At 42.5% G+C, this 12,730-nt stretch carries 10 protein-coding genes; all 10 read left to right on the forward strand.

The genetic code is table 11. The annotated features are described in order from the left end of the window. The first annotated feature begins 78 nt into the window (after positions 1 to 78). The gene (locus AB4407_RS02290; protein ID WP_372118201.1) at positions 79 to 378 is read left to right on the forward strand and encodes a hypothetical protein; all 300 of its coding nucleotides are present in this window, start codon (positions 79 to 81) and stop codon (positions 376 to 378) included. Continuing rightward, positions 375 to 2,114: an FAD-dependent oxidoreductase gene (locus AB4407_RS02295; protein WP_372118203.1), complete on the forward strand. Its 1,740-nt coding sequence runs from the start codon at positions 375 to 377 to the stop codon at positions 2,112 to 2,114. The genes AB4407_RS02290 and AB4407_RS02295 overlap by 4 nt, the downstream gene beginning before the upstream one ends. A gap of 329 nt (positions 2,115 to 2,443) precedes the next feature. Beyond that, positions 2,444 to 6,514 carry a protein kinase domain-containing protein gene (locus AB4407_RS02300; RefSeq protein WP_372118206.1) on the forward strand — a complete coding sequence of 1,357 codons (4,071 nt, stop codon included), beginning with the start codon at positions 2,444 to 2,446 and terminating at the stop codon, positions 6,512 to 6,514. 15 nt (positions 6,515 to 6,529) lie between these two features. Then, on the forward strand, positions 6,530 to 7,447 hold the full coding sequence (locus AB4407_RS02305) for a hypothetical protein (RefSeq protein ID WP_372118209.1): 918 nt from the start codon (positions 6,530 to 6,532) through the stop codon (positions 7,445 to 7,447). A 155-nt stretch (positions 7,448 to 7,602) separates the two neighbouring features. Further along, complete coding sequence (locus AB4407_RS02310) at positions 7,603 to 8,829, forward strand: YcaO-like family protein (RefSeq protein ID WP_372118211.1); 1,227 nt, start codon at positions 7,603 to 7,605, stop codon at positions 8,827 to 8,829. After that, complete coding sequence (locus AB4407_RS02315) at positions 8,826 to 10,163, forward strand: TfuA-like protein (RefSeq protein ID WP_372118214.1); 1,338 nt, start codon at positions 8,826 to 8,828, stop codon at positions 10,161 to 10,163. Before AB4407_RS02310 ends, AB4407_RS02315 begins: the two co-directional genes overlap by 4 nt. Next, positions 10,163 to 10,507: a hypothetical protein gene (locus AB4407_RS02320; protein WP_372118215.1), complete on the forward strand. Its 345-nt coding sequence runs from the start codon at positions 10,163 to 10,165 to the stop codon at positions 10,505 to 10,507. Before AB4407_RS02315 ends, AB4407_RS02320 begins: the two co-directional genes overlap by 1 nt. Positions 10,508 to 10,548: 41 nt before the next feature. Further along, on the forward strand, positions 10,549 to 11,532 hold the full coding sequence (locus tag AB4407_RS02325) for an FHA domain-containing protein (protein WP_372118218.1): 984 nt from the start codon (positions 10,549 to 10,551) through the stop codon (positions 11,530 to 11,532). Between the two features lie 416 nt (positions 11,533 to 11,948). Beyond that, positions 11,949 to 12,221: a hypothetical protein gene (locus AB4407_RS02330; RefSeq protein ID WP_372118221.1), complete on the forward strand. Its 273-nt coding sequence runs from the start codon at positions 11,949 to 11,951 to the stop codon at positions 12,219 to 12,221. Positions 12,222 to 12,238: 17 nt separating this feature from the next. After that, on the forward strand, positions 12,239 to 12,730 hold a 492-nt coding region (locus AB4407_RS02335; RefSeq protein WP_372118223.1), incomplete at its 3' end, for a hypothetical protein.

Raw genomic sequence — 12,730 nt, forward strand, 5'->3', positions numbered from 1 at the left:
GTGTAATACCGTGTAATTGAATGAAACAGCTTCTCCTGTACATTTTTAATCACCTTTAAAAGTATGAATGGAATCAAAATGAGTGACGGTCTTGATATAGCGGCTTTGGGTGATGATGCTGCAATAAGCGGTGTCGGGGCTACGAGCAGTAGTGTTGAAATGAACGTTAACAAAGAGGATTTAGAACATTTCTTCAACCATATATCTACGGTATCGACTAGGCCGACCTTAGTTCAAGTCGGTTTAGATAGCCAAGGCTTGATTAAACGTGACTTAACACCAATGGGGCGCTCTTTCCCAATAGCGCTGCTAGGGCAAAGCATTGACCAATACCCAATCAAAGGGTCGCTGCATTCTTCAAATAAGGAACTGTCATGAACGATATCAACACACAATTCGAGCTATCAGACACACCTCACGAACAGTTATTAGAAGCACAGCGCCTCATGGCAATATACAAAAACAATGCTGCGCGTTATTACTATGAATTGTCCCAACTTGGTGTTGATAAAAGACAGATTTTGGTTTCACATCGCTCTCGCCCCTCCCAAAGTCCAGGGCTTAGCCAGTATCAAGCCCAAACACTTATTTTTAATACACGTTTTGTTGCTTACCCGTCCGTGATTGTTATGTGTCAAAGTGAGTCAGACGTCGTCACCGCTTATCAGTTGGCCGTTAAATTTAACTTACCGGTAAAAGTACGATCTGGCGGGCATGATCACGAAGGTGAATGCACTGGAAATGATGTTGTGCTGCTCGATCTCAGCGGACTAAAAACACTGGACGTAAAGCAAGACTCTCAAGGTTACGTAGCCTATATTGGTGCTGGCTATCGCTTCTACCAACTTATCCCTATTTTGGCCGACACCGAAAATGATTCGCGCCCGGCATTGACCATACCTCATGGAACTTGTGCAACGGTTGGCTTAGCAGGTTACATTCAAGGTGGGGGATGGGGCCCTTGGACTCGCTTACATGGCATGTGTTGTGAATCTTTAATTGCAGCAAGAGTCTTATTAGAGAATGGTGAGGTTATCGTGGTTAACGATGAGCACAATTCAGATCTCCTGTGGGCACTTCGTGGTGGTGGTGCGTTGAGCTACGGCATTGTATTGGAGTTCACTGTTCGTGCCTTCGAGATCCCAGATGAAATTCATCGCTTTGAACTGCACTGGAACACAAAAGAAGCCAATACTGGGCACAACTCCACTTTCCGTGTTTTAGAGCAATGGGAAACGGCAATTAATGATGAGAACACGATAGAATTGGTTGGAACGAACCTAAAAATCAATGCTATTTCCTCTACATCGACTACTGAAAAGAAATGTTTTAAAGAACTTCAGCACCCATGCATCATGTATGGTTACTGGGACGGTAGCGAAGAGGAACTTAGAGATTTTGTACAACAATACTTCTCTTTAGGAAAGCTTAAAATCACGGGTACTGACAGCAAGCATTACTATGATTCTGCATTAATGGGACATTGGGCAAGAAACTCATTGTATGATGTAAGGCGTCTATCTTCAGCTGCAGATAAAAGTAAGCCGTTTGCTCCTGATTTTGACTCCCCTGCTCCACACAAAATCACCTCGAAGGTCGTATCACACCAAGGGTTGAGCGACGTTGGCAAAGAGCAGTTGATCCGATCTTTAACTTCAACACTCATTTGTAAAGAGAGTGAGTCATTGGGGTTGTTCAGCTACGTGACTCTAGGCGCAATTTCAGGGCCATTCTATGCTAACGACACGAACGAAAAAGCCAGCAAACGAGTCGCTTTTCCCTATACAACGTCTCAATACACTATCCAATATCAAACCTGGTGGAACGAAAAGGTTTATGAAGTCGAACAAGGCCAGCATAACCCTGTCTATAATTATGTAAATCGCGCTTTGGATTGGATGGAAGTATGTAGAGATACTGACGTATGTGGGACTAAAGGGGCATTTATTAGCTTTAAAGACAGCTCCATCCCAACGCGTGAATATTTCCAACAGCATTACCAATGCTTAATAAAAACGAAAGAAAAGTACAGCGCTCCATATCAGAAACTCCCACTAAATTCGCCGCCAGAAACAGGTTATAACCACTTTAGGTCAAGAAAAACGATCTATTAACGTTCTAAAGCTCTTCGGACTACAAAAAGGCTACCCAGAATATATTTGATACTGTTGATATGGTTAATACTGTTGTTACTGTCGACAAATACGTTCAATCAATCTGGGAGGCCTATTTACTGACCTAACAATTTACACGTAAGTAAAAGCCCTCATAGAAACCTAGAAAACACGCAATCTAAGTCGCGAAAATACAATCTAAGTCACGAAAACACAAACCTTACCTTATGAATCACGTTGAATCATTGAAAGTTAATAACAATCGCTATCACTACCACTCCTTAAGTACTAGACTTATGTTCCTCGAGATGGATCTCAAGAGTAGGTAAATGGCCTTAAAAGAAAAAACCGCGGACACAATTGAAGCACAGTTTCACTCCAAACATTACACATTGCTTGAACAGATAGGCGAAGGTGGGTTCGGAAAAGTCTATAAAGCGGTGCAACTCAACACTCAAAAAATCGTCGCGATAAAGTTTCTTACACTAACAGAAACTGAATGCCCTCAGAAAAGACAAAAAAAAATCGCTCGCTTCAAACGAGAGTGTGATTTAGTTCGTCGTTTAAACCACCCTAACATCGTATCACTGCTGGACAAGGGTCAGCAGGGTGATTACATCTTGTACGCCGTATACGAATTTGTCGATGGCGTAACACTGAAGGATTATTTGGCTTCTCATGGCCAAATAACACCGTCAGAGTCCGCAGAGATAATGGCCTCAGTACTGGATGCTCTCGCTCATGCTCACGAACTCGGTATCATTCATCGAGATATAAAGCCAGCTAACATAATGCTCTTCAATGTAGGGGCGAAACAACACATTAAAATCCTTGATTTTGGGATCAGTACACTAAAAAGTGATGGGAAAACATCGGATTTCCAAACATTAACATTAAATGATGAAACCTTAGGAACCCCTAAATACAGTGCCCCAGAACAATTAAGAGGTGAGCCATCTTTACCTCAAACTGACGTTTATTCCTGGGGACTGGTTTTTTTAGAGTGTCTTACCGGTGTTCCTGCAATAAAAGGCAACAGTGCTGCATCCATTTTTTATCATCAACTCAGCGCTGCAAATATCCCGCTAGGCCTCCTCGCGGGACATCATTCGGCACATTTTTTTCGTCGTGTACTTCATAAGAAAGCACAAGATCGCCCAGGTAACACCGTTGAATTATATCGTGAATTTCGTCGATTTAATTTTTCCGACATAGCACCAAAGGCTTCTCACTCGGTCTCGACAGAGGCGTCAGAATTTACCCAAGAATCAATGACACAAACAGGGGAACTATCATCCTCTTACTACTCAAAATTCACGGAGAGAAAGCAAATCACAGCTCTGTGCTTGATTCTTTCTGAAGATACGACAGGTTCTAGCGAGTCGACACTCGACAAGCAAGATATAGCGGAAATGCTTTTATCAGATCATCACAGTCAATGTGTCGATATCGCACTTCGTTTTGGGGCAACTCATGTAGCTACCGTTGGTGATACTACGCTATTTTATTTCGGCTACCCCGTGGTCAGTGACAACGATAGCCGACTCAGCGCCAGAGCAGCGCTCGATATTTGGAGCAACCTCCACGCTAAACAAACATCACTCTTAGAACAGCATAATCTCAAATTCGAACTTAGAATCGGCTTGTCTAAAGGGATGATGCGAAGCATGGATGGTGCTATCCCTGAAGGGCGAGTTTCAGCCGAAGCGATGAGTCTTGCTCGAAATAGTCATCCCGGCGAAATCACCTGTTCGCCTCAATTTAGGGAGATGCTGAGCCATCAGCTTTTGTTTGAGCCCATTACCCATGATTCAACATGCGCGGCACCTTGTGGGTATCGTCTTAAAGGAGAGCGTTTGTCTGAAGCTTTCTCATTTCTGCGTAAAACACAATCACACAGCACTATTGTGGGTCGTCAAATAACCCTCGAACAACTTTTTCGTTTAAACCAGCCCCACTGCCAACATCGCCTCTTTCATATTTACGGTGAAGCTGGGATCGGTAAGTCTCGTTTACTTCTCGAACTAAAAGAGCGCTTAAACAGCACCCGTTCGTTTTCTCTGCAGTGTTTACCTGAGTTTCAAACAAATGCTCTGTTCCCCCTGCTCAACTTTTTTTCTACGTACTTCGAGCTCAATGGTCAACATGCCGAGTATAACTACAAAACGGCAATAGATTCACTGCCCCTCTCATCGCTAGAAAGAGAAAGAGGCTCAGCCATTCTCTGGGCTTGGTTACAACCTTATTCAAAACTGTCTCATCAAAGTGAAAAAGAATTCCAACAAGCAATATCAACCCTTTCTCTTAGCCAACAGAAGTCATATCTCTTTTTAACCATGTATCACCTTCTGTCTTTGATTTGCAACGGATCCACAACCGATCACGACTCATGCCTGTTTATTTGTGAGGATGTCCATTGGTCTGATGCTACTACGTTAGAATTTATTCACTATCTGATTGAAAAAGCAGTTCACAATATCCAAAACGTTCGCTGGCTGAACAGCTCACGCACACCTCTTCCTAAAACACTAAAATCGACCAAAGCTTACGAGGTTGAACTTTCATCTCTAACGCAGGAAGAGTGCCACCAATTGATTGAACACTTATTCGATCACGTAGCCGTTAGCGAGCAAGTGAAGCAATTATTCACAACCAGAAGCGACGGAAACCCACTCTTTCTTGAGGAGTTGGTGTTTCATGCACAGAAAAACAACCTGGTTACAAAACTGAATGGCTGTATTGACTTCACCGTCACCGAGCCTGAATCACAAGTACCGGAAAACCTCAGAGGCACCCTTCAACAGAAACTCAATGCTCTAACTTTCGCTAAAGATACCGCCCAACTAGCAGCCGCTATAGGACGAACATTCGGCGAAGCATTAATTCTACAAGCTTCAGACAAGAACATAGGGCAGATCCAAGCTGACCTAGATGAGCTGCAGCGTAGCAATATTGTTTTTAAACAACGCAGTGTGGAAGGCAACCTATATCAATTCAAGCACGCGCTAATACGCGATGCCATCTACGAAAGTTCGACAACACAACACATCACTCACCAGCAACTCGCAATGGCCATGGAAAACCAAGAGGGGACAGACTATCCCCCAGCAGTAATTGGCGATCATTGGTCAAACACACACACACCGGTACGAGCGACGGCCTACTATTTGAAAGCGGGAGAGCAAGCTGCTAAAGCTTCCATAGTAGACGATGCGATTCGACATTATGAAAAGTCGCTAAACATATCGTTGCTTGTTGATAAAAATGACGGAGCCAATCCTGACAAACTCTCTGCTCTTATCGGGCTTGGTGATAACTTGACCCGTTTAGCGAAACACGACGAAGCACGCTCTTATTACCTAGAAGCTCTTAATGAAAATAAGGCGGGGGATATTTTAACCAGCGTCATTTTGTACGTTAAATACGGTAAATCTCTAGAAACTCATCATTTACATGAAAAGGCTCTAGGTAGCTATAACCGGGCAGAAGCTCTGTTAAACAGCCATATGGTTAAGGATTCACGTTGGTATAACACATGGTTAACGGTCCAACTATCTAAATTGTATATCCATTACTGGCGTAACGAATTGCCTAACATGAGCAGCATAATTTGCAGTATTGAAGCGTGTCTTGAGCACTTTACGGATCCACATTCACAAGCACAGTTTTACGATGCAAAGCTACAATTTGAATTGCGAAGAACTCGTTACAATCTAACTAAAAATCAGATCAGTTTAGCTCAAACAGCCTACAACACATCGTTAGAAACTGACGATCATCAACTGCAAACACACAGCTTGTTTAGCTTAGGATTTACGTACTTATTTAGTCAACAGTATACGGAAGCAGAAAACCACCTTTTAGCGGCGTTGAAAAGCGCCAATGAGAAAGCCGATGCAACACTTAAAACCCGTTGCCTCGCCTATCTAACCGTACTTTTTAGACTGCAAGGTGATATTGAGAATACACGTCGTTATTTGGATCAAGCCTTATCCTACGCAAAAAACTCTGGGATGGATGACTACGTTGCTATTGCTTGTGCAAATGAATCTTGGCTTGCTTGCAGACAAGGCGATGTTTCTCACAGCCAAGCTCTCATCCAAAAGAGCAATAATATTTGGAAAGCGCTATCGAACGAGTTTCCATTCCCACTTCAATGGTTAGCTTTACTCGTAGAACTCGAGCTATTAACGCTTATACCGTCAGACGCAATAACAGATAGCGTTCAAGAGCGCACCATCGAAATCGCTATAACATTGCTGGACATCAGCCAGCACGCACTTCCCCACCCCGTCGTTTGCCCACTCAAGGAAGTAATGAATGAAAGGCACAACGACGAACATCGTCAGCAACTGATACTTGAAGCATTGAGAAATGCACAAGCGCTAGGTTATTTATAATTAAAAGGACAGAATATGAACAACCAATCCATAGAAGAACTTCAAAAAGAACTGAGCCCTTACATTGATGAGAAAGGTCAACTGACTCTGCGTTCACAAGATATTTATGTGATCAGACAAAATGGCCAACAGGCGACACTCATCAATCATGAAGACTATACTTCAGAGTCGGTAAAACGCATTGAATGGTGCTACAGCTCAACCGATTATCACTTCTTTTTTGGGGCTCAAAAGGAAGATCAAAAGCTGCAACAAATCAATATTATGGGGCCTGCGTTGACTAAAATTGTGCCGTGGAACCTAGACAATGCACAGTGTCCGCCTGATATTAATATGTCAGATTTAAAACCTGGATATCTACTCGACCTTCGTCTTTTGCAGCTCAATAGGCTACGTGCCCCCCTACACAAATCCTCCCAACAGGACGTTGGCAGAGACTCCCCTATTAGTAAACTTGAGTTGAACTCTAGCGCACCTGTCGCGAGTTTTGTTAACGACCACATTCCATTATCAGCGCTAAAGCAACTCAAAGAACCTGTATCTGAAAATATCTATATTGTTTCTTACGTCAATCCTTTATTAGTCCGAGATGATAATCAGTTTTATCCCTATCATGTTCACTACCTCAGCGTAAGTGACCTAGACCAGCTAGAGGCTTTGAACCTAGAAGAAGGTGCAAATGAGAACCTCAATGAGTTACAAGAGACGCTTAATGAGTTAAAAGCCAGCATTCATCGACACCAAGATGACTTAGTTCCTCATTTAGACTCTATTAAACAGAACAGCAATACACTAACAGCCCAGTCACTAGCTCGATACTATCGTGATGCCGGTGTACAAGTCGGAGCGGTGAACCCGAAAGATTTGCAGGAAGAAAGCTTACTCGTGGGAACCGTTTGCACTGTTGCAAACTTGCAGAGCTTCCTTAAATAAGAAGCGAGTTACTGTTTTGTTCGAATAATTATTTTTGTTCGAGTATTGCTTTTATTTAAGTAATTGCTTTATTCGAGTAATTGCTTTATTCGAATAATTGCTAAGGAGCCAAATAGGACATTTGGCTCCGACTCTTTGTCATTGAAGGACCATTAATGCCTCAGAAAAAACACCTAAAAGGAACGCATCGCCAGTGCTCTCCCGAGACCACTTTCAAAAGAATATCTCCTTACTTTAAAGAGATGGGAATAACCCGCGTAGCAAACATCACTGGGCTGGATCGTATCGGAATTCCAGTCGTCACTGTCTGCCGTCCTGACTCCTATGCAATTTCTGTCGCTCAAGGAAAAGGGGTGGACTTGATGTCAGCAAAAGTATCTGGCGCTATGGAAGCAATAGAAACTTACCACGCTGAGCACATCGAACTTCCACTTAAGCTAGCAAATTTTCATCATCTTTCGAAAAAGTGTTTAGTTCTAAATATCGAAGCTTTGCCCAAGTTGGCGTTTAGTCAATTCTCAGAACATGAACAACGTCTGTGGGTGGAAGGAACTGAGCTGTTTACTCAACAATCTATGTATGTCCCTTATGAGGTCGTTCATTGTAACTATACGCTTCCATTACCTACTGGCAGTGGCGCTTTTATTATGAGTTCAAACGGTTTGGCTTCCGGCAATAGCACAGAGGAAGCGATAGTACACGGGCTCTGTGAAACGATCGAACGCGATGCCTTAGCATTGTGGAGAATAAAGCAACGACACCTAAGTGACCCGCACACTAACCAACTAGATCTCAATACCGTTGATGATGAGGATTGCCTGGCAATTATCGAACAATACCGTTTGGCTGGTATTGACGTTCAAGTTTGGGATATCACGTCAGATATTGAACTCGCGAGTTTCTTCTGCCGAATCATCTCTGACTCACAAGGGCAAGGCCCTTCTTATCCAGCTTTCGGTTCAGGCACTCACCCATGCAAGGCCATCAGCCTGTTAAGAGCGTTAACAGAAGCGGCGCAGACGCGTCTAACCATGATTTCGGGTTCGAGAGATGATATCGATGCCAACGCGTACCTAAGCCTAAATTCCAAGCAGAAGGAGCAAACAATTAACATGAAACCTTGTTTGCTAAGAAATTTTAAAGATATCCACTCTTGGAACAATACGTGCTTTACGAAAGACATTGAACTCATTTTAAGCAAGCTAAATAAGGTCGGTCTTACTCAGGCTGCCTTCGTAAACCTAGAAAAAAGTGAATTTCGTATCCCTGTTGTACGTGTCATTGTTCCTGGATTAGAAGGTATTGAAGAGTTACCAGGTTACAAGATGGGAGCGCGAGCTTTAGCTGTCAAAGGCTCGTTAGCTGCGGGAGAATTAGCATGAACATCATTGTGTTTTCCGGCCCGACCCTCTCTACGACTAACATTAAGCGTATTATAAATGCAGACTGTCGGCCCCCCGCCAAGCAAGGAGACATTTATTTAGCCACATACGACCAACCGAATGTGATCGTTTTAATTGACGGTTACTTCGAAAGTGTTCCTGCTGTCTGGCACAAAGAAATACTCTATGCCTTATCTTTAGGCATCAAAGTATATGGTTGCTCGAGCATGGGAGCTCTAAGAGCAGCCGAGCTAGCCCACTTTGGGATGCAAGGTTCTGGTCGAGTCTTCGAAGACTACATAAACGGAGTTTTGGAAGACGATGACGAGGTCGCTCTGGTTCATGGGCCCGCAGAACTGGGGTACCCACACGTCTCGATCCCTATGGTGAACATTCGTGCAACCCTAGAGCACGCCATCGAGAGTCAGATAATAAACCAACAAGAGTCAGCGCTAATTATAGAGGCATTAAAACAGCCTCACTACCCGAAGCGAACGTTATCTAAGCTTTATGAATATGCTCTGGATTTATTTGGGGACGATAGGGCTCAATCATTACGTAGGTTTACAGAAAACAATTACATAGATATAAAAAAATGTGATGCTGTTACTCTTCTAAAAAAACTTGCTGAGTACCCAAAGCTGTTGCTCCCACTCTCACCAGAAGTTAGGCATCACTTTAAGCCAACAGATGCCTGGGAGCGGTTAGTTTCTCAATTGAACTACCAAAGAAAACTCTCAACCCATTCAATAACGAGTGAGGAACTACATCGAGAACTCAAGATCGATGGTTGCTTTTGGGAGTTAAAACAACAGGCAATTTCCCGAAAAAGCGCATTGAGAACCGCATCTTCCCATAATCCAAGCATTTCGGGTGAGCATAAACAAAATGCCTTACTTGAAATGGCTCTTAGACAATCGGCCTATACAGACCAAGCCTTAGATTTTAAGCACTTGGCTGACTGGTTAACCTCACAACAAGTCAGCAATCACGACTTTGACGCGCTTGTTTCCCATGAATCTCTGCTCGCTTGGCTAAGTGGAAACCACCAGCATTTTGACGAAGAGCTTATCGATCTGTTGAAGCTCAATCAGCGCTATTCCGACTACCAATCTCGGATAACATTTAAACGCGATACCCCTTTACTGTCTCTGTCTGACCTCAATATCAATGAAGAACAGTTATGGAACTGGTTTTTTTCAACCAAACATCCAAATAGCCTTACGCAAAACCCAAACGACCTTTGGCCAATACTTGGCTTTTCGTCCTATAGCGAGCTAGAACGCGCCGCTATCCAGGACTATCAATTTCATCTGCAATCAGGAAGTCACTAATGAACTACGTAAATGCCCTAAATCTTATCGCGACCTTAAAGATCAAACGTGAACAAGAGAAAAAATTCATCGAGTTATCAAATACTATTTTCCCCCCACTCGCTCGTGAAACAGGTTGGAAGCTGACATCACTTTGGACTTCCAACGAACAAACTGACGAGATAACACACATCCAAAACCAATGGCAAACAAACGAAGACACGAAAGAACAAGTTGAAAGTGTCCTTACCCAAGCAATGGAAAACCTGACTCAGAGTATTAATGGTTACCAACAGCAACTCGAAATGCTAGACGAATTAATTATTGAGGAAACACTGCACTATGCCAACAGCTATACTATTTAAAGACAACGTCATCTAAAGTTTCATAAATAGAGAGAAAACTCATGGCTTATTTAAGTAATCAACGATTTACAAACCCGATACACCTTAAAGCGTTCCACCAGTTTGGCCGGCTTTCATCATCCGTCAACACCACTATTAATTTACCGGACGTTTCTCGAATACACGCTATCATAGAGTTTCAGAAACACTGGTTTATCCGTGATGTCAGTCAGAATGGAGTGCGAATAAATGGGCAGATGATAGAACCCAATCGACCTCAATTACTCAACGTCAATGATCAAATTTTGTTCTCTAGTTCGCAAACAGACCCTTTCGTCATCGAAAGTCTTGAGCCTCCAAAAGACGTTTTATTGCCAACACAGCAAGAAGTTTACATAGAACCTGACCTAAAGCCTATATATCTAGAGCATTATCATTTCTTGCCCAACGACACATCGCCAGAGTTAGTCGTCTTTTATGATCAGGCTAAACAGGAATGGCAATGTGAGCACTTTGAGAATAACTTGTGCAGCAGCTTAAATGATGGTGAACAGATTAAATTTTCAGAAAAGACCTGGCAATTATTCAAAAGTGTTGAGGCTGAAGACACAGAAACAATGTGTCTTGCAAAACAACCAACCAGTAATCTTTGCTATATCTTCAATATCAGTCTCGATGAAGAACTGACAGAACTCACCATCAGAGATGAACAAAGGTCGATCGACTGTCAGGCTCGAAGTCACCATTATTTGACTGCGTTGCTAGCACGATATAAAGCAGAAGATCTAAAAAACAATGTCGCCGAGCCCATGCAAGGTTGGCGAACAATAGAGCAACTAACGAAAGACCTGGGGCTTGCAGAAACTCATATTAATATTCAAATATATAGAGCGCGTAAGCAACTTTCGGAGTTATTGGAACCAGAAGGTGTTTTAGTACCCAATCTTATCGAAAGAAAGCGTGGCAGAATTAGGTTAGCGATAAAAGATTATCAAATCATTAAAGGCAGTAAGTTAGAAGTAGATTCGAGAAACCTTGCCGCATAACCCGCTGGCCTCGTAAACCTCATAACTAAGCCAGCAGCCCCATGACTAAACCAGCAGCCCCTAAGTAAACCAACATAGCACCTGTTGGTTTACTTACTTCATTTCAAATTATAGTGATCAAAAACTTGCCTTACAGCCTCTCAAGTACATTAAATTTAGCCTAGATTAAACGCTTCCTTTTTCCCTCATTCGTCTTTCGGATCTTACGCCTTGTAATAATGTGTAATAGAACGAAGTTTCTTACTTAAGTATGTTAATAGTTAACGAGAACAGTATCGCCTGACTAGCTTAAAAACTCTTCAGCCGTAATAACGCGATTCGTGAAAGTGAACTGCATCTCGTGAACCTTAGGAATTCACAGTACTGGATAACATATTCTATTTATGCGTCATCCAGAAAAAGTTATGGAAAACACTATGAGAATTGTCGTCAGTTACATTTTCACTTGCCTGGCTCTAGTAGGGTGTTCAGACCCAGAACAGACGCAAAATGGCTCTTCACCAACTGAAGGACAGACACAAGGCACACCATCACCAGAAGCCGTTTATTCTGTTCCAAAAAATGAACAAGGTTTCGAACCACCTAAACAAGTTGCTAGCTCTCCTTTATTTAAACTTGTCAGTATCGCAAGTTCCGAAAAGCCTACCGCTGAACTCAGCTCCGTAAATTACCAAGTTAGAGTTAAATAACTCCAATAGGATCTATCATGAAAAATATTAATATCCTACTCGCCGCTTTATTTATTTCTTGCTCCACATATGCAGCGGAGTTTAATCACAATGGTGTTCTGTACGATGCAAACAGTCAAACAACGATTGATGCTACGTTGCCAGTTGTTTTCTCTATCTATAAAAGTGATGGTCAACTACTCTGGAAAAATGAAAAAACAATCCAATTTATTGATGGTAACTATAGCGTCACCCTCGGTGAAGATTTGTCGATTGATGCATCTATTTTCGCAAATGCAGATTTGTACTTGGGGATCAATATCGATAACGATGGAGAAATGTCTCCAAAATTAAAATTATATACCATGCCACGATCCTATCATGCGGAAATGGCTAGCTCAGTAGTCGGCATTGCTAACTTATCTGAGCTTAAAATTAATGGTGACATTGTTATCGATCAAGATGGTAAATGGGTTGGCGATATAGCAGGTTTAAAAGGTGAAACGGGGGCACAAGGTATACAAGGCGAA

Origin of the sequence: Vibrio sp. 10N.261.46.E11 (genome assembly GCF_041472735.1) — a bacterium.
GTDB lineage: Bacteria > Pseudomonadota > Gammaproteobacteria > Enterobacterales > Vibrionaceae > Vibrio.